18 protein-coding genes are annotated in these 19,331 nt (G+C 36.4%); 15 read left to right on the top strand and 3 right to left on the bottom strand.

The window, feature by feature from the left end; genetic code table 11:
* Positions 1-48 precede the first annotated feature (48 nt).
* The 7 genes from DSM02_RS02035 to DSM02_RS02005 are packed head-to-tail and all read left to right on the top strand — an operon-like array spanning position 49 to position 8,738.
* Entirely contained in the window at positions 49-915 is an 867-nt protein-coding gene (locus DSM02_RS02035) for a M23 family metallopeptidase (RefSeq protein ID WP_128764079.1), read from the top strand.
* Positions 915-2,408 (top strand): GH3 auxin-responsive promoter family protein, encoded by a 1,494-nt coding sequence (locus tag DSM02_RS02030; RefSeq protein ID WP_128764078.1) that lies wholly within the window; start codon positions 915-917, stop codon positions 2,406-2,408. Before DSM02_RS02035 ends, DSM02_RS02030 begins: the two co-directional genes overlap by 1 nt.
* Before the next feature lie 18 nt (positions 2,409-2,426).
* On the top strand, positions 2,427-4,118 hold the full coding sequence (locus DSM02_RS02025) for a DUF6909 family protein (RefSeq protein WP_128764077.1): 1,692 nt from the start codon (positions 2,427-2,429) through the stop codon (positions 4,116-4,118).
* Entirely contained in the window at positions 4,119-5,066 is a 948-nt protein-coding gene (locus tag DSM02_RS02020) for a hypothetical protein (protein ID WP_128764076.1), read from the top strand.
* 42 nt (positions 5,067-5,108) lie between these two features.
* Positions 5,109-6,419 (top strand): MATE family efflux transporter, encoded by a 1,311-nt coding sequence (locus DSM02_RS02015; RefSeq protein ID WP_128764075.1) that lies wholly within the window; start codon positions 5,109-5,111, stop codon positions 6,417-6,419.
* On the top strand, positions 6,419-7,486 hold the full coding sequence (locus DSM02_RS02010; RefSeq protein WP_128764074.1) for a hypothetical protein: 1,068 nt from the start codon (positions 6,419-6,421) through the stop codon (positions 7,484-7,486). The genes DSM02_RS02015 and DSM02_RS02010 overlap by 1 nt, the downstream gene beginning before the upstream one ends.
* Positions 7,455-8,738, top strand: coding sequence for an O-antigen ligase family protein (locus DSM02_RS02005; protein WP_128764073.1), 1,284 nt, complete (start codon positions 7,455-7,457; stop codon positions 8,736-8,738). The genes DSM02_RS02010 and DSM02_RS02005 overlap by 32 nt, the downstream gene beginning before the upstream one ends.
* Here DSM02_RS02005 and DSM02_RS02000 read toward each other — a convergent pair.
* Complete coding sequence (locus DSM02_RS02000; protein ID WP_128764072.1) at positions 8,716-9,795, bottom strand: glycosyltransferase; 1,080 nt, start codon at positions 9,793-9,795, stop codon at positions 8,716-8,718. The two genes, DSM02_RS02005 and DSM02_RS02000, sit on opposite strands and share 23 nt — an antisense overlap.
* A gap of 188 nt (positions 9,796-9,983) precedes the next feature.
* Here DSM02_RS02000 and DSM02_RS01995 point away from each other — a divergent pair, with 188 nt between their 5' ends.
* Positions 9,984-11,336, top strand: a complete 1,353-nt coding sequence (locus DSM02_RS01995; RefSeq protein ID WP_128764071.1) for an exopolysaccharide biosynthesis polyprenyl glycosylphosphotransferase — start codon at positions 9,984-9,986, stop codon at positions 11,334-11,336.
* Positions 11,314-12,084, top strand: a complete 771-nt coding sequence (locus DSM02_RS01990; protein WP_128764070.1) for a glycosyltransferase family 2 protein — start codon at positions 11,314-11,316, stop codon at positions 12,082-12,084. The genes DSM02_RS01995 and DSM02_RS01990 overlap by 23 nt, the downstream gene beginning before the upstream one ends.
* Here DSM02_RS01990 and DSM02_RS01985 read toward each other — a convergent pair.
* Entirely contained in the window at positions 12,081-13,379 is a 1,299-nt protein-coding gene (locus DSM02_RS01985; RefSeq protein ID WP_128764069.1) for an AMP-binding protein, read from the bottom strand. The genes DSM02_RS01990 and DSM02_RS01985 overlap by 4 nt on opposite strands.
* Positions 13,380-13,449: 70 nt before the next feature.
* Here DSM02_RS01985 and purD point away from each other — a divergent pair, with 70 nt between their 5' ends.
* Positions 13,450-14,721: a phosphoribosylamine--glycine ligase gene (gene purD, locus DSM02_RS01980; protein ID WP_128764068.1), complete on the top strand. Its 1,272-nt coding sequence runs from the start codon at positions 13,450-13,452 to the stop codon at positions 14,719-14,721.
* A 73-nt stretch (positions 14,722-14,794) separates the two neighbouring features.
* Here purD and DSM02_RS01975 read toward each other — a convergent pair whose 3' ends face one another.
* Entirely contained in the window at positions 14,795-15,010 is a 216-nt protein-coding gene (locus DSM02_RS01975; RefSeq protein ID WP_240673957.1) for a DUF6341 family protein, read from the bottom strand.
* Positions 15,011-15,091: 81 nt separating this feature from the next.
* On the opposite strand from DSM02_RS01975, the gene DSM02_RS01970 reads away from it, so the two are divergent.
* Genes DSM02_RS01970 through DSM02_RS01950 form a run of 5 tightly spaced genes read left to right on the top strand, consistent with a single transcriptional unit; the run spans position 15,092 to position 19,313 of the window.
* On the top strand, positions 15,092-16,015 hold the full coding sequence (locus DSM02_RS01970) for a DUF6427 family protein (RefSeq protein WP_128764067.1): 924 nt from the start codon (positions 15,092-15,094) through the stop codon (positions 16,013-16,015).
* Positions 16,012-16,656, top strand: coding sequence for a hypothetical protein (locus DSM02_RS01965; RefSeq protein WP_164918209.1), 645 nt, complete (start codon positions 16,012-16,014; stop codon positions 16,654-16,656). The genes DSM02_RS01970 and DSM02_RS01965 overlap by 4 nt, the downstream gene beginning before the upstream one ends.
* Complete coding sequence (locus tag DSM02_RS01960) at positions 16,653-17,648, top strand: DNA adenine methylase (RefSeq protein ID WP_128764065.1); 996 nt, start codon at positions 16,653-16,655, stop codon at positions 17,646-17,648. Before DSM02_RS01965 ends, DSM02_RS01960 begins: the two co-directional genes overlap by 4 nt.
* A 6-nt stretch (positions 17,649-17,654) precedes the next feature.
* Positions 17,655-18,269 carry a DUF4254 domain-containing protein gene (locus DSM02_RS01955; RefSeq protein WP_128764064.1) on the top strand — a complete coding sequence of 205 codons (615 nt, stop codon included), beginning with the start codon at positions 17,655-17,657 and terminating at the stop codon, positions 18,267-18,269.
* A gap of 3 nt (positions 18,270-18,272) precedes the next feature.
* Positions 18,273-19,313: a glycosyltransferase family 9 protein gene (locus tag DSM02_RS01950; RefSeq protein ID WP_128764063.1), complete on the top strand. Its 1,041-nt coding sequence runs from the start codon at positions 18,273-18,275 to the stop codon at positions 19,311-19,313.
* Positions 19,314-19,331 lie beyond the last annotated feature (18 nt).

The following is a 19,331-nucleotide window of genomic DNA, read 5'->3' as shown; positions in this document are numbered from 1 at the left end:
GTCGGGTTACGCCTTTTAAATTTTATATTTGCTTAACTATTGATTTTTATGGCAAAACCTAAAGAAAGAAAGAAGTTTAAAAAGCGCCTCTTACACAAATACAGGTTGCTGATTCTTAATGAAGATACGTTTGAAGAACGTGTTTCATTTAAACTTACGCGCCTCAATGTTTTTATAGTTGTTGGTTTTTCGATTATAATTCTTATTGCATTAACCACCATTTTGATTGCATATACGCCACTTCGCGAATACATACCCGGTTATTCTTCTGTAAAACTGAAGCGCCAGGCGACAGAATTGATGTTTGAAACCGATTCTTTAAAACGCCAGTTAGATATTAACGAGCAATATTATGCGAGTATAAAAAAGGTTCTTACCGGTGATGTAGACGAGGTTGATTTTAATAAAGATTCTATTTTACTTATTGAACCCAGAGATACCGGTGGTCTCAATATGCAGATTTCTAAAGAAGATAGTTTATTACGAGAGCAGGTTGCTAATGAAGACCGTTATAATCTTTTTGAACCAGCCTCTTCAACGGTTAGCTTTTCATTATTTCCACCGGTAAAAGGAAATATTACTGAAGGTTATGATGCAGAAGAAAAGCATTATGGAGTTGACGTAGTTGTACCGAAGAATGAAGCAGTAAAGGCAGCCGCAGACGGAACGGTTATTTTTTCTGAATGGACAGCAGAAACCGGTTATGTGATTATTTTAGATCACGGTAATAATTTGATTTCGGTTTATAAACACAACGCTTCACTCACAAAAGATCAGGGCGACTTGGTAAAAGCTGGAGAGGTAATCGCAACTGCCGGCTCAACCGGAAAATTATCTACAGGGCCACATCTGCATTTTGAACTCTGGAACAATGGGTACCCGGTAGATCCTACTAATTATATTTCATTTGAATAATGTCTATTAAATCTTTTTCGGCAAAAATATTTGCTAAATACATTGCTAAGCAGACACGAAAATGGAGTGCAAATCCTAAAGAAACCCAGCTGAAGGTTTTTAAATATTTGATTAAAAATGCTAAAAATACAAGCTTTGGAAAAGACCATAAATTTGATAAAATAAAATCTTATTCAGATTTTGCAAAGCATGTTCCTTTAAGGGATTATGAGGCTCTAAAAAACTATGTAGAAGAAGTAGTTAATGGTAAACGGGATGTTTTATGGCCGGGATTACCGGAGTATTTTGCTAAAACTTCGGGGACTACTTCCGGAGCAAAATATATTCCTATTACGAGTGAATCAATGCCGATGCATGTTAACGCAGCACGTGATGCAATTTTGCATTATATCGCAGAAAGCGGAAACAGCAAATTTGTAGACGGTAAGATGATTTTCTTACAGGGAAGTCCGAAACTTCAGGTAAAAAACGGCATCAAAACCGGAAGATTATCTGGGATTGTGGCGCATTATGTACCGAGTTATCTTCAGAAAAACCGCCTGCCCAGTTGGGAAACCAATTGTATTGAAGATTGGGAGTCTAAAGTTGACGCGATTGTAGCAGAAACCCTACCGGAAGACATGAGTGTCATCAGCGGTATTCCCCCTTGGGTACAAATGTATTTTGAAAAACTTCAGGCAAAAACTGAAAAAGAAATAGGAGACATTTTCCCTAATTTCAATCTGTTTATTTACGGCGGTGTGAACTACGAGCCATACCGTAAAAAGTTTGAAAACCTCATAGGTCGCAAAGTAGACAGTATTGAACTGTATCCAGCAAGTGAAGGGTTTTTTGCCTTTCAGGATTCACAGCGTGAAAAAGGAATGTTGCTGTTGTTAAATTCGGGTATTTTCTATGAGTTTATAAAAGCAGACGAATTTTTTAATGAGAATCCGCAGCGTTTAACCATTGGCGAAGTCAAAACTGGTGTAAACTATGTAATGATCATTTCTACTACAGCAGGTTTATGGGCTTACAATGTAGGAGACACGGTGATGTTTACTTCAATAAAACCACATAGAGTTGTAGTTACAGGGCGTATAAAGCACTTTATTTCGGCTTTTGGAGAGCACGTGATAGGCAAGGAGGTAGAAGAAGCTCTGGCGAGCACAGCGAGTCAATTTAAGGCTCAGGTGAGTGAATTTACCGTAGCACCACAAATTAACCCAGAAACTGGTTTACCGTATCACGAGTGGTTTATAGAATTTGATTCACAGCCAGAGAATTTAGAAGCATTCGCGAATGCGATTGACAAAGAGCTTCAGAAACAAAACAGTTATTATAAAGATTTAATAACAGGAAAAATTTTAAAAACATTAGAAATCAAAGTAATTCCGCAGGGCGGCTTTAATGCGTATATGAAGTCAAAAGGAAAATTAGGCGGTCAAAATAAACTGCCTAGATTATCCAATGATCGCAGTATTGCAGATGCCCTAAACAAACTTGATTTTTAAAAAAGTATATTTGATTTAATGAGTTTAATAAAACAACAAGATAGAACCCGTTCTCAAGAAAGCTCTGCTGCGATTGAGCGTATGTACATTACCATGCGGCATTTGTTCAACAGAGGTTTTTATAAACCTATGGGTGTTTCGGGTGAAACCTTAAGGGAAGCACTTTTAATTCTGCGTCCTGAGATCTACGGCACCATTGCCGAAGAAAAAGTAGAATTGAATGGGTTATTATACGTAATAGACCGCCTTCCGGAAGGGATTGAAGAGTGCAGGTACATCAACCTCACGAGTGATGAAGGCTATAAAAATTCACATTTTAAGCCTATTGTTCCACCTAAGCGTCGTCGCAATTGCTATCGTATAGACGATGAGCAGATGAATATAGAGATAACCAGAGGACGCTCTGAGATTTATGATATTTTGACCCACCTTACGTTTCTTTTTGTAGAGTCACATAAGATTATGAAAAGGGTGGTGATCAATGAGGAAGGGCATACCACCCGCGATTGGCAAAAACTCGAGAAAGCCGTTCTTGCAGAAGAATCACTTTCTCAGCAAGACCGCGAGATTGCATTAACCCATACCGCAAATATTTTAGGCCGAACCTTTCACGAGGTTTCTACGATTTACAGCAAATTTTCGGCACCTAGTAATGAAAAGCGCTTTTTAAAATTAGTGTATTGGTTAGGTAAACGTGCTATTGAAGAAATAGTGGAGAATGAAAAGCGTTTGGTAACGTTTTCACCGGTTTTAAGGGAGCGTTTAGGGCATCATATTCACGGTGAAGTTTGGGCTGATAACATCAAAAAAGAATTAGAAAGCAAAGATCTTTTAAGAAGACCTATTCACATCATAAGTGCCAATATGCACAGTGTGATGAATACGCTTTTTGCTCCGGTTGCATTAGCTAAAGAAATGGCTAAGAAGAACAATCTGGAGATTTACGAGACCTTGAGTAATGCCGGTAGTGGTAAATTACGTTCTCGTGTAGAAAAAACCGCTCAACAAAATGGGATGATCTTCATTCCAGATCAGAGTGGGACCAACATTGATGTGCAGATTTTTGATACGGCAAAGCTAGATTTAGATCAAAATAATTTCTGTTCAAAAACCGAATATCCTAAAGGAAAAGAGCCGGTTATTATCGTGATGGATTATGCTTTTGGCGAGCAGGCGTATGAGACTATGGAGGAGTTGCTGAAACCATACGAAGACAAACGTAAAACGGTACATCTAGATGTAAAGTCGGTTTCTATAATGGGTAAAGCAGGAATTTTAGAAGGCGGGAAAGGCGATATTATGATTCCTTCTGCGCATTTATTTGAAGGTACGGCAGATAATTATCCATTTGAAAACCAACTGAAAAAAGAAGACTTAGAAGGTCATGGAATTTCGGTTTTTGATGGTGCCATGATAACTGTACTGGGAACTTCGCTTCAAAACAGAGATATTTTACGCTTCTTTTATGAAAGCACATGGAATGTTATAGGTCTGGAGATGGAAGGTGCGCATTATCAAAAAGCGATTCAGGCAGCTGCAAAACTACGCGGAAGCATCAGCGATGAGGTTAAAGTGCGTTATGCGTATTATGCTTCAGATAATCCGTTAGAAACCGGTAGCACTTTGGCTTCAGGCGGATTAGGAACGACGGGTGTAAAACCCACTTATTTGATCACTGAGCAAATTCTAGAACAGATATTTAAAGACTAAATGAGCCAAGACACAAACCAAGATATAGATCTTTTTGATCTTTTTAGAGGCATGCGCAATCTGTTTAAAAAGTGCTTGATTTATGCCTATCGTTTTGGTCGGTTTATTGTTAGAAATGTACTAATTATTATTGGTCTGCTCGTTCTGGGAGTAGTTGTGGGGTATGGCTTATCAAAGCTTATCAAACCTTTACAAACTGCAGAAATCCTTGTTGCTCCTAACGTAGAAAGCACCGCTTATCTCTACGGAAAAGTTGAGCAAATCAATCAAAGCTTAAAAAATAAAGGTTACAAGCTAACCGCTGATTTTTCAACTGAGAATCTAAAGAAAATTTCGGTTGAACCCGTTGAAGATATTACGAGCGTTTTAAAGAATCTTGAAGACTTTCCGCAGGATATAATTCCCAGAATTTCTGAGAATTATTCAGATGAATCTGCATTTTATGACAAGCCTTTATATGCACCAGCTTATGACCTTCATCGCATTGTGGTGGTGGCTTCAGATTCTTTAATGGACCTGGATGCAATAACAGCCTATCTTGAGTCCAATACGTTTTTACAGCAAAAAAGAACAGCAGCATTAGCAGCTATTAAAAAGAAAATTGAAGCCAATACTTTTTCCATTCGTCAGATAGACAGTGTACTTATCAATGTGTCAGTAGCTTTAAAACAAGGAAATACATCCCTCAATGTTTTAACAAAAAATGAGAATTCTGCAACAAGTGCGATTCTCAACTCTAAGACAGAATTACTTTTGGAGAATAGAATTTTAGAGCAAAAAATACCCGAATTGGATGCTGTTTTTAAGGTTTATTCCAAATCGGCTTGGGTTGAAAAGACATCATTGAGAAGTGTATTAGTTTTAATTATTCCGGTTTTACTGGTTTTTTTGTTTGTTTGCTATCACCTATTGATTCGATTTAAAAAGCGATTCAAAAACGAATTGTAAAAGATTCTAACCCCAAACCTTTTTATAATTTGATGAGACTTTATGAGAAATGGATTCAAAAATCAGCTCAGCAAATTAGGAGGTCTTTCGGTTCTACGGGGTGGTTTTGAAGTGTTGATATTACGCGTTTGTGGTGTTCTTTTTCTTTTTGGGATTACCGTTTTTCTTACCAATTTTTATCCTGCGGAAGAAGTAGGAGCATATGAGTTTACACGTTCTGCACTTTTCCTAATCGGTGGTTTTACCATTCTTGGCACAGATCAATCCATTTTATTTTTTTCCGGAAGGTTTTCTAAAAAGGAACAGTTAGGCGCATTATTCAAGGTTTATTTTAAAATGGTTTTACTGCTATTGGCAGGTTCTATCGTCCTTTTAATTTTAGCCTGGAATATTCCTGATTCAGTTTATGAATCTATTTTTAATGATGAAACTTCAGGCACGTTGATTCTTAAAGCAGCGGCGTGTTTGTTTTTTTATGCCATCACCCTGTTGAATACAGAATTTTTCAGGGGTTTTGCATTGCATCAAAAATCAGAATTATACCGCGGAATTTTTAAACAACTCCCATTTGGGCTTGGCTTACTCATTCTATTTTTGCTTCGGGAGCAGCAGTATGTGGTTGAGGTGTTTTTACTCAGTTATTTTGTGCTGGCAATTATATCTTCGATAGAGGTGTTTTTTCAATATAAAAAACGTGTTCAGCGTCACGTTCAGAATTTACAAATACCTATTAAAACCGTTTTAAAAGCCACGATTCCCATTGCAATAAGTGCGCTGGGCTTTTATTTATTGATCAGTATTGATGTTTTTTTCTTGAAACACTACACAGATTTTGAAACCCTTGCATATTACGGGACTTCTATAAAAATCATCTTTTTAATTTCTACGGTGGTCAATACGATCAGCTCGTTTATCGCGGTCAAAATTGCAAATTTGTATGCGATAGACAGGCAAAAATTACAAGCATTGGTAAAGAATGGAGTACGTGTTATTGTGATTTTAACAACTGTACTTTCAGTTTTTTTGATGCTTTTTTCAAAGCCTATTTTACACATTTTCGGGAATGCTTATGAACAAGCCAATAGTGCTTTATTAATTTTAATTTTTGGGCATTTTTTAAGTAGTTTATTTGGTATAACTCAGGTGTATCTCAATATGACTAAGAAGCAAGTAGCGTTACAGTATATTTTAATTTTTGCTGTGTTGCTCAATGCGCTTTTAAATTTTTTATTGATATCAGAATATGGGATGGAAGGGGCTGCTATCGCTTCAGCTTTAAGTGTGATTTTTTGGAATTTACTCGCGGCATTTTGGGTTTACAAAAAAGATAATATCAAACTTTTTCTACATTGATGAGGCTTTTAATTTCCAGATCAAAATTGGTTTATTGGCTTTTAGGGCTAGTGGTTTTGATGCTTGGTATTTTAGCACCTTTTTATTTACCCGAACGCTTTTTTTATGACGCAATAGTTATTGCCGAAGATTTTTATAATGAGAAAGGTTTTTGGCGCAGTTACCCGGTGACGATGCTCTTTTACGATATTACGGGGTTGGGTAGTTTATCTTTTTCATTAGTTGCATTGCTACAGCTTCCGGTGTTGTTGTTAATCATTTACAAATTGGGCATCCCTGAGCGTTTTGCAAAGCTAACTGTACGTAATGTTTTAGCCTATTCTTTGATACTGATGCTGGCTTTTTTTGTATCAATGCCTTCTAAAGAGTTCATCACATTTATCTTTATTGCGCTTGTTCCTTTTCTTCTTAAACAGCAGTATTTCAGCTTTTCAAAAACCATAATTTTAATTTTTTTGAGCCTGTTTGTTTTTGGTTTTTGGTATCGCCCGTATTATGTTTTGATACCCATTATTGCAGGAGTTATTTATGTGACGAGTTTGATCAATTTTAAACGAAAAGTGCTTACCGGTATTTTTTCGGGATTGTTAATCGCAATTTTTTTAAGTCTGTCATACGGACTTGTAAAGGGTGAATATTTGTCTCAAAGTACTCGCGAAACGCTTAATGAAGAACGTCTGGGAGAAGAAGCTACAAATTCTGCAATTACATCGCCGCTAAAGACTGATACCTGGTATGGGGAGACCTACGGTGTCGTTTATGGTTTTGTGTCTGTAAATGTACCTGTAAATGGTTTTAAACACCTTTTTGAGCCGCAAATCGTGTTGTTTGTTTTTTGGCAATTGATTCTTACACTGTATCTGATGTTTTTATACCGAAATTGCCTTGCAAAGCGGAAACGCTATTCCTATGAAATATGGGCTTTTTATCTTGTTTTCGCTTATTTTATCATTCAAGGGATTTTTGAGCCCGACTTAGGTTCTGCAGTTAAACATAAAATAGGCATATTGCCGTTGCTTTATTTTGCATTGTACTATGATAGTTTCAGAAAGGACATACCGGTTTAGTTACAATGCGTGGCTTACTATTCTTGCGGTTTCTCTGATTTTTAGAGTTCCGGCAACGATACTGTTGATTCTTTTTATCGTGTACAATCTTGTGTTTTTTAAGAGACTGAAATTTACCAGAAAACGCCTCTTTTTTATGCTGCTGATTGCGAGTCCGTTTTTGTTAGATCTCCTGTTTTTTTGGAATAATGAGGTCTTTACTGAAGGTATAAAGCACGCCGAAAAGCGCGTGAGTCTCTTACTTCTGCCATTATTTATTTTAAGCCAAAATCACCGACTCAACACAATTTTAATCTTACGCTATTACGCTTTGGCAACTACGGCAATTCTAAGTTTTTGCCTGATTAGGTTTGCGATAATTTCTCCGGAATTATTCAATAAATACCTTAACGGAATCGACCTTTGGGAAATGGGCTACGAATTTGCTAGATCGATAAATATGCACGCGCCGGCACTCAATATGCACGTGGCATTTGTAATGGTTATTAACTTCTACTTTTTTAAAGAAGCTCTGGGGCAGATTCGAAAAACACATATAGTTTGGCGTTTTGTGTTTTTTCTATTTTCATTAATCGTGTTGTTTTATATTAACACTAGACTGGCAATTGTAAATGCTTTTTTCGGAATTATTTTAGTCAGTTTCTTCGGAAATAAAACTGTTTTTTCAGCTAAATCGTTAAAAAAACTAGCAGTTGGTTTAGCGGTTTTTATAGTTTTGGGAATCGGTTTTGTAAAACTCTTTCCGTACAATATTCAAAAATTCTCTGATGTTACGTTTGCACATCTCGATAAGGTGGGGAAACTAGATCAGCTAGAAAATCCCGAAGCCGAAGCATTTAATGGCTTAGTAACCCGATTGAGCATTTGGAAATCCAGTTTAGAAGTTGCGTTAAAAAATCCGGTGATTGGAGTAGGGGCAGCAGATGGGAAACAGGAAGTGGTTGCCTATTTTAAAGATACAAACCAGCAGTTTTTGGCAAAATATGAGTTTCCTGTTCACAATCAGTATCTTGATTTTTGGATAAAATTCGGTATTCTCGGGCTTGCGGTTTCCCTGCTTTATGTGTTCTTGTTTTTGTACATAGGTATTGCTTCGCGACAGGTTTTATGTGTATTCTTCTTTATACTTTTTGCCAGCGCAAATTTTGTAGATGATTTTTTAATTCGTTTTGACGGTATTGTTTTTAGTGGAATCTGGCTTTCGATTTTCACTAAAAATGCTTTAGATATTAAGCTTGATAAATTGAAATAAGCTTTTTAAAATTTATACAGCTGTTGAATAAAAGTTTTGTTCGCTTTGCCGCAGCTTTGCCCATTTTTTCTCGTATTTCTAATGGTTTTAGAAGCTTTAGAGCTTCATCAAACTCCTCCAAATTTTCAAATAAAAATCCTGTTTTCCCCGAAGCTACAATGTCTTTGTTCCCAATAATATTTGTTGCAAGAATAGGGATCTTACGTGCCGAAGCTTCAAGCAACGCAAAGGGCAAACCTTCCCACAAGGAAGTTTGTAAATACAGATCTAGCTTTTCCAATTTGTGTAAACCTTCAGCTTGCTTGTTAAACCATCCTGTGATTTTAATATTGGGTGCAGTTAAGCGTTTTCTAAGTTCGCCATCGCCTATCCAGATAAATTTAATATCGGGATAGGCAAGCGCAATTTGATTGAATAAATCAGGATTGCGGGCATAGGTGATTCGGCCTAAAATACCTATCGTTTTAATTTCAGTGTTTACCTTTAAATTCTTTCTGAGTTCAGGATCGTTCTTAATTCCATTTCTTACCAGCAGCGTAGATCCTATTTTTTTAGCATGAGTTAATTCGGTATCACCACAAGCGATGAGCGTACCGCCACTTAACTTTTGACTCAAAAATTCGATGAGATAAAAAGCAGATCTTTTTAAAGCACCAATATCTTTTCGCAAGAATGAAAATCCGTGTGGTGTATAAAATAATTTTGCCTTTACTGAAGGTAAAAAAATATGAGCAAATCTACCAAGAATTCCCGCTTTAGAAGAATGTAAGTGCAACACATCTGGGTTGATTTTAAGAAGGACTTGTCTGATACCTTTAAAGGCATTCCAGTCTTTTTTCAGACTAATTTCGCGTTGCATCGGCAAACAGATTAATCGCGTATCAGGATGAAAATCTTTCACAATTTGTTTGAGATTAACTTCTTTACGCTGATCGCTATAAATTACCGTAACCTCAAGGTTTGGATCTTTACACAGTACATGCGTCAGATTGATAAAGTAACTGTAAACACCACCACCTAAGGCTTCTACAATATGAACTACTTTCAATTTATTCATGTAAAACAGGGTAGATCTTTGGGGTTTCTATTGCTGTAAACATACAAGATTGCTAGAGAATCAAGTAATAAATAAGTATAGATAACTTTCGTTTTTTATCTATTGACAAATATTAGCTTTACAAACCTATTTCTTTTATTAAATTTGACTCGTTTAACCAAATCCAATTTGCTCCAAGCTGCCCGCTTATGAACGTAAAAGGAACTAAGCATAATTATCTATTACAACCTGTTGTATGTTTTATAGATATAGTTACCCTTCTCATTTTAAGTCTTTTATTTGACTTTTCTACTGCTAATTATAAACTTTTTGCGGTATATATAACTTTTGCTTGGCTGATCACAACGGTGGGTTTTGGTTTTTACAAAGTATATCGCTTTACACCTTTAGTAAAAATTCTTGCTAAGCTTTTTAGACAATTTTTACTATTGATTTTATGCCTGTTTACTTTTTTTGGCATCTTTAACGAAATCGATATAGCTGCTTCAGCAGTATTAGAATATGCGTGTTTAGCACTGGGAATAATTACACTACTAAAAATTTCAATATTTAACCTGCGGAAGAAATACCGAAAGCAATTAGGAAGAGATACGATACGGGTAATTATTCTAGGCAAGAACTCAAAAACGGAACAACTCAAAAACTTTTTCAGATACAACCCCGCATACGGGTTTCAGTTTGTTGAGAATTTTGATTTGAGAAGCAAAGAAGTAAGTGTTGATGATGTGATCAATTTTACGGTAAAGAATTCAGTTCATCAGATCTATTGTTCTGTCGCAGAGTTAAAGAATAAAGAAATAAAAAAACTGATTCAGTTTGCTGATAACAATCTAGTCGCATTAAAATTCCTACCGGATAACAAAGATATTTTTACTAAAAAGATGGATTTCCAATACTATGGAATCACACCCATACTGGCCTTGAGAACTTTGCCCATCGATACGCCTATTAATTTATTTCTAAAACGTCTTTTGGACATTGTTGTTTCATCTCTTGTCATTGTGTTTATTCTATCTTGGCTTACACCGTTGTTGGCTATTATCATTCCTTCAACTTCAAAAGGCCCACTCTTCTTCAGGCAGAAGCGTAACGGTATAGACGGAACAGAATTTTACTGTTATAAATTCCGGTCTATGACCGTGAATAAAGAGGCTAATAATCTACAGGCTTGTAAAAATGATATGCGAACCACTAAACTGGGTAAATTTTTGAGACGAACCAGTATTGATGAGTTACCCCAGTTTTACAATGTTTTTCTAGGCGATATGTCTGTGGTAGGTCCACGACCGCATATGGTAAGTCACACACATTCCTTTAAAAATCAGGTAGACAAGTTTATGGTGCGTCATTTGGTTAAACCAGGAATTACTGGCTTAGCACAAGTAAGCGGCTATCGCGGCGGAATAGAAACCAAGCTAGATATTAAAAACAGGGTGCGTTTTGACATATTTTATGTGGAAAACTGGTCTATTCTAATGGATCTGCGTATTATAGCCAAAACATTTTTCCAAGTGATTTATGGCGATAAAAAAGCCTATTAGCGACCCACCGTTGGTTTCCATTGTGACACCCAGTTTTAATTCTGAAAAGTTTATTGCTGAAACCATTGCGTCTGTTCAAAATCAGACGATCACAGACTGGGAACTGCTCATTGTTGATGATGCTTCGTCAGATGATACGGTTACGCACATAAATAAATTAAAAACTGAAGATGTCCGGATAAAATGTTTTCCCTTAACTGAAAATAAAGGTCCAGCTAACGCTAGAAATTTAGGAATCAAAAATGCTCAGGGAAAATACCTGACTTTTCTAGATGCAGATGATATTTGGTTTTCTGAGTTTTTAGAAACCAGCATTGCTGAAGCAAAAAAGCACCATTTTGTTTTTGCCTCCTACCAACGCTTAGATGAAAATCTGAACCCTTATTTATCAGATTTTATCGTGCCTAAAAAGGTGAATTACACAGATATTTTAAAAAGTAATTCCATCAGTTGTTTGACGGCTTTTTTAGATATTGATAAGTTGGGCAAAAAATATATGCCGCTTATTAAAAAACGCCAGGATATGGGGTTGTGGTTACAATATTTAAAAGAAATAGATATTGCTTACGGCATTCAAAAGCCTTTGGCGATTTATAGAATCAGAAGAAATTCGCTCTCCAGAAATAAAAAAAGCCTACTCAAATATCAATGGAAATTTTACCGGGAAGTTGCAGATTTATCAGTTGTAGAATCTGCCTATTATATGATCTGCTGGGCGTATAAAGGCTTTATCAAATACCAAAATTAAAACGCGCGTCTAAACTGTTTCAATTTACCGCGGTTGCTTCGGTCTAAAGATGATTTTTTATTGATGTTAATCTGAATATTTCCGCCTAAATGAACGCCTATCGCTCTTTTTATTTTTTCAATTTCAGCATTTGAAAACGCTATACCAGCAACATAATCTATCGTAAAAGTATCGGGCTGATTTTGGACGATCACAAACTCTTTTACGTTTGCAGTGTCTTTAATTATTTCTTTAGTCACATAATAAAAAGAAAGTGCAGGAATTTTTTTTCCGTCTGGAAGCAGCGCAAAATCACCTGTTCTTCCTTCTAATTTTGTCAGAACGAGTTGATTATTTACAAAATCGAGCGTCCCTAAATCTCCTATTTCATAACGAATAAAAGGATGTGCATTGTTGAAAAGAGAAGTCACAACTATTTTCCCAGAGGTTCCTTTAGGAACCGGTTTATTTTGCTCGTCTAAAATTTCAACATATTGCAATCTGCTATCAATTTTTAGAGCATTTTCTGCAGGACCAAAAGCGAGAATCCCAGTTTCAGAAGAACCGTATTCATTAAGAATTTGTACACCAAATTGCTTTTTTAATAATTCTAAATCCTCCTTAAAAAGCATTTCTGCAGTTACAATACAATGCGTTAGGCTAGGGCAGAGGTCTTTTAAAATCAGCTTTTTTTCTCCCAAATACTTTGCAAAAAGTACCAATACACTGGTATAGCCGTTGAGATGCCCAAATTTCTTAGATTGAAAACGCGTAATAAACTGATCAAAATTTTCTGAAGTAGTATTAAATATTGAAAACCGATAGCGGTTACTCAGCAAATCTTTTAACCGCTCTTTATAATGTGGTAATCCGTGATTTGGGATGCCATAAAATCGTGCTTCGTATGAGCTGTTGAGGTCTAAGTTGTTTAACTTATATAAATCGCTAATAGAAGCCCAGGTGAGCGCGTGTGCAAATTTATCTTTGGCAAAAATAAACGGATGCCCTGAAGAACCAGATGTTTTATGAATGTGTATATTTTTTGCAGAAAATCCTTTTGACAACCGATTTAGCAAGGGTTGCTGTAAGTCTCGTTTGGTCAAAACCGGTAAATCTTCCCAATTTTGAGGTTTATCTTGCACTAAAGTTGAATAAAACAGATTGTTTTTAAGATGAAACTTTAAAATTTCGGTCTTTTTTTCTTCAATATACCCCTCATAATCTTCAGTTATGTGCTTATTATACTCCTCCAGTTCTTTTTTCGCGGCAGCGATATCATATCCGGTAAGCTGTAAACTGAGGTTGGTTAAATTCACAAGACTAAAATTAGTAGGTCAATTTACAAACATTTATTTTTGACGCTTAAACAAATCTTAAGCTATTACGATGAATATTCTCATTCTTGGTGCTGGTGGTCGTGAACACACCTTTGCCTATAAAATTGCACAGAGTTCTAAATGTGATCGTCTTTTTGTAGCTCCCGGGAATGCCGGTACTGCTGCATTAGCCACAAATGTAGAAATTGGTGTGACCGATTTTGAAGCCATTAAAAAACTAGTGCTTGATGAGAACATCACGATGGTAGTTGTAGGACCAGAAGATCCGCTGGTACACGGGGTATATGACTTTTTTAAGAACGATGCAGCACTTAGTGAGATTGCTGTAATTGGTCCGTCAAAACGCGGAGCCTTGCTAGAAGGAAGTAAAGAGCGCGCTAAAGAATTTATGGCGATGTACAATATCCCGACAGCAGCTTACGAAAGTTTTAAAGCCGAAAGCCTGGAAGCGGGTAAAGCATTTTTAGAAGAATTGAAGCCTCCGTATGTACTAAAAGCAGACGGATTAGCAGCCGGAAAAGGTGTTGTAATTCTGAATGATCTCGATGAGGCAAAAGCTGAATTAACCGACATGCTGACCAATAAAAAATTTGGTGCAGCAAGTGAAACGGTTGTGATTGAAGAGTTTTTAGATGGTATAGAGTTGAGTGTTTTTGTACTTACCGATGGTAAAAATTACATCACGCTACCTACGGCAAAAGATTATAAGCGTATTGGTGAAGGTGATAAAGGTTTAAATACCGGCGGAATGGGAGCAATCTCTCCGGTACCTTTTGCAGACGCTTCCTTAATGGAAAAAATAGAAAATAGAATCATCAAGCCTACGGTAGAAGGTTTAAAAACTGAAGAGATAGAATACAAAGGTTTTATTTTTATTGGTTTGATCAAAGTAGGAGATGAGCCTAAAGTGATTGAATATAACGTGCGTATGGGCGACCCAGAAACAGAAGTTGTACTTCCTAGAATTAAAAATGATCTGGTATCAGTCTTTGAAAAAGTGGCTGCTCAAAAATTAGATGAGGTTGAGCTTGATCTGGATCCGCGATCTGCTGCGACTGTAATGCTTGTAAGTGGTGGGTATCCTGAAGCTTATCAAAAAGGCAAAGTACTTACCGGCAGTGAAGATGTTGAAGATTCTTTGGTTTTTCACGCAGGTACAAGCTTAAAAGATGGTGATGTTGTTACGGCTGGTGGACGGGTAATGGCTGTAACTTCATTAAATGATGATTTTAGAGAAGCACTTAAAACTTCTTATACTAATATTAAGAAGATCAGATTTGATCAAATGAATTACCGTACAGATATAGGTTTTGATCTATAAGATTAAAAAAAGATAGCTTTAAAAAAGCCTGCTATCAGCAGGCTTTTTCTAATATGTTGTATTCAAGATTATTCTAACCGTGAATGTTGTGATGTTCGTCTTTATCAAATTTGTTTAATTGTAGACACCAGTATGTAAATGCACACGCAGCTATAATGATAAAAACAAAGTTTAATAAGTTTGCGGCAAACCAGCTGCTGTCTTGTAAACTACGGATTGCATCTAGAGGTGCAAACGCTACGTTGACAAAAAAATCTTGAATTCCGTAAAATAAATCTTTCAATTCCATAATTGTATACTTTTACAACGTGATTACCACACTTGCACATTTTATTTTAATTCGTGCAATGCAAAAATAGAAAAAACTAGAATGCTTACAAGCTTTTTTGGCGTTTCAAAACCTATAAGTTTTGCGATGATTGTTTTAGCAGTTGTCGTATACTTTACCGGATTTTACATTGTTTCAGATCGTTATGAGCTAACAGCTTATGGGATATTGAGTCAGTTTATGGTTCTTTTAGTCTATCTTTTTTCTTTAGGAGTACTCAATTTTGTGGTAAAACGCAATACGCTTACCAAGCGCAACACCTATATTTTGTATTTATTTGTGTGTTTTACGTTTGCTGTGCCGGTGAGCTTTTTCAATACCGGAGTGATACTTTCTGGGGTATTTGTTTTTTTAGCCTTACGTAGAATCATCAGTTTAAAGTCTGTTACTGATTTCAGTAAAAAAATATTTGACGCGGCTTTTTGGATAGCGATTGCATCGCTTTTTTTCTTCTGGAGTATTCTATTTTTAATCGTATTATACTTTGCAATACTCTTTTATGGCAGAGGAGAATATCGAAACTGGCTGATGCCTCTAGGGGGAATTTTTGTAGTAGCTATATTAACTTTTACTTTCAGTTTATACTATGAAGGCGTGCTGGAGTTTACACTCAATTATGTAGAACTGCCAACGTTAGATTTTACAAATTACAGCACTATAAAATTACTCATACCGGCATCATTCTTTTTAGCACTCTATGTTTGGTGTGGACTGCGATATTTAGCTCAGATTTCTGATGCACCTCAAAATCTAAAAGCTTCATACATTCTTATTTTAATAAGTTCGCTGGTAGCATTAACCATTGCTATATTTTTAGCTCCTTTACACGATGGGAGCGAATTGTATTTTTTCTTTGGTCCGCTGGCAATTATAACGGCCAGCTACATAGAGACTAGTAAAAGTTTTTGGTTTAAAGAAATGATTTTGTGGTTAGCACTCCTTTTACCTATAGCGATATTATTTTGAAAGAGTTAGATTTAGTAGCATTAGAGACCGAGCTTAAAAAGCGCTGGCCTTACCGGGATCTCTGGTTTAGAAAGCAGAATGATCTTTGGGATAATCACAGCAATTTTATTTATCATACTCAGGAATTTGAAAACCTTATTGAACGTATAGAATTTACTGTAAAGAAATTTGATTTAAATAAAAAGCACTTTTTCTATTATACCGTCAACCGCTGGTATAATTACTGGAGCTCTCGAGCTGTAGAGCAAATATTCACCGGGCTTGAGGGCGTTATAGCTGCAGAAAATAAAAAAGATCGCCTGGTAGATTTTAGTATTCAGCGCGTAAAATTTGATTTAAAAACCACAAAGTTTCCCAGAGGTTTTGGATGGAATCTAAAATATGCTCAGAGTCATGAACAAAAACTCATCAAGTGGTTGTATTTAAATCAAAGCATGGGTAGAAGATTTCATACCGAAAATAGACTGTTTTTAATCGTGTATAGTAGTGATGGGTATCATTATAAACTGAAAGCCGAAATTGCCTGGTTACGTACGGTGGTTGAAAATTATGTGGCTCAGTTTAATCCTGAGCAATTGAAGAGGCCACATATTGATGAGACAAAACCGGCATATTCTGATATAATCTGGGCAATACGATGAATTATATAGGCTCAAAACATAAACTTTCAGAGTGGCTGCTTAGCAACATAAAAGCGGTTTCTGGTGACGACCTTTCTGATCAGATTTTTTGTGATTTGTTTGCAGGTACAGGTAGCGTGGGCAAAATATTTAAACCACTAGTGAAACATGTTATCGCCAACGATTTAGAGTATTACAGCTATGTTTTAAACCGAAATTATATTGGGAACAACACGGCTCTCGAAGCTGATTTTTATATTGAAAAACTGAACACACTTACCGCAATAGAAGGCTTTATTTTTAATAATTACAGCGAGAACGGCAGCTCTAACCGCTTGTATTTTTCCTCAGATAATGGTAAAAAAATAGATGCCATTAGAGCACAGATTGAACAGTGGTTTACAAAGAAAAAAATTAACGAAGATCTTTATTTTTTCCTTTTAGCAAGTCTTTTAGAAAGCGCTGATAAGGTTGCCAATACTGCTTCGGTTTATGGTGCTTATTTAAAAAAGCTTAAAAAATCGGCTCAAAAAGAATTAAAAATTCAGCCTGCAAATTTTAAAATAACTGCCGATGAGCATTCGGTTTATAATCAGGATAGTAATTCCTTAATAGCTGATATTGAGGGCGATATTTTATATCTAGATCCGCCCTACAATGCACGACAATATGGCGCCAATTATCATGTGCTCAATACTATCGCAAAAAAAGATACCTTTGTACCTAAAGGAAAAACTGGTTTGCGTACCTATTCAAAAAGTGCTTTTTGCAGTAAAGTTAAAGTTGCAGAAAGCTTTGAAAAGTTGATTGAAACTGCGCAGTTTAAAACGATTTTTTTGAGTTATAACAACGAGGGGTTGATGCCTGCAGAAACCGTAAAAAGTATTATGCAGCGTTATGGTAAATATGATTTAGTCACTAAAGAATATCAGCGTTTTAAAGCAGATAAGACTGAAAGCAGAAACCATAAAGCAACCGCAACAACCGAATATTTACACGTATTAGAAAAATAAAATATTATGATTACACATACTGCAAAACGCATCTTTGAGAAAGCCGTAGATGATTACCACATTAAAGATCGCGTTGATCAGCCATTCAGTAATCCGTATGACACAGATGTTGATTTTTTAGAGCATTTATTATACCGTAAGGCATGGATAGATACCGTGCAATGGCATTATGAAGACATCATTAGAGACCCACAAATTGATCCTGTTGCTGCTTTAAAATTAAAGCGTCAGATAGATGCTTCTAACCAAGAGCGAACGGATATGGTAGAGTATATTGACAGCTATTTTTTAGATGAATATAAAGATGTTGAGCCTAACAAATCTGCTACTATAAATACCGAAAGTCCGGCTTGGGCATTAGATCGCTTATCCATTCTTACTTTAAAGATTTATCATATGGAAGAAGAAGCAAGTCGTGAAGATGCCTCTGAAGACCATAGATTGTCCTGCCAGCAAAAACTAGATATTTTACTAGAGCAGCGTGTAGATTTGTGTACCGCGATAGACACCTTGGTTAAAGATATTCGCAATGGCGATAAATACATGAAAGTCTACAAACAGATGAAAATGTATAACGACGACGAGCTCAACCCTGTATTGCGCGGGCAAAATAAAAAGTAGGTTATGCCTTCTCCAAAAGCGCCACATATTCTATGCATCCGGTTTTCGGCAATGGGAGATGTGGCGATGACAGTTCCGGTGTTGCTGGCACTTACCCGCCAGTATCCAGAACTTAAAATAACGGTTTTATCTAAACCATTTTTTGCACCTTTTTTTAACGGAATTCAGAATGTCACTTTTTACGGCGCTGACGTTAAAGAAGAGTATAAAGGTGTTTGCGGACTTTTTAAACTCTATAAAACTTTAAAACCAAAACAGTTTACAGCAGTTGCAGACCTGCATAATGTGCTTCGGTCTAATGTGTTGCTATCTTTTTTTCGCTTACGCGGAACTAAAAATGCGCAGATAGATAAGGGCAGAGCTGAAAAGAAAGCGCTAACTCAAGAAACTAATAAAGTCTTTAAGCCTCTTAAAAGTACACATCAGCGTTATGCAGATGTTTTTGAAGAATTGGGTTTCCCTGTTGATCTCAAAGGAGAAGAGGTGTTACCGAAGCAAAAATTAAGCAATACTGTTTCTCAGGCATTGGGAAACGAACCCTTTAAATGGCTGGGAATAGCTCCTTTTGCAGCACACGATGGTAAAAAATATCCGCTGGAATTATTAGATGTCTTACTGGCTGATCTGGCTTCTAAAAAGTATAAGATCATTCTTTTTGGCGGTGGAGCCAAAGAGCAGCAATTGCTGAATGCTTTTGAGTCGAAATATAAGAATGTGGTTAATGTAGCCGGTAAGTTTTCATTTGCAGAAGAACTTGCGCTCATTTCACATTTAGATGCTATGCTGGCTATGGATAGTGGCAATGGTCATATGGCAGCACTTTTTGGTGTTCCTACGGTAACACTTTGGGGCGTGACACACCCTTATTTAGGTTTTGCGCCGTATATGCAACCAGAAGAAAATCAGCTTAAAGCAGATCGTGAAGAATATCCTGCGATTCCTACTTCAGCCTATGGAAATAAAGTCCCGGAAGGTTATGATAAAGTAATGCAAAGTATTAAGCCTAAAACCATTTTCAACCGCCTCATTCAAATTTTAGATTAGACTTTTACCACTGTTAAT

Origin of the sequence: Leeuwenhoekiella polynyae (assembly GCF_004104075.1) — a bacterium.
Classification (GTDB): Bacteria; Bacteroidota; Bacteroidia; order Flavobacteriales; family Flavobacteriaceae; genus Leeuwenhoekiella; species Leeuwenhoekiella polynyae.
This window is presented reverse-complemented; position numbering and strand designations above follow the sequence as displayed.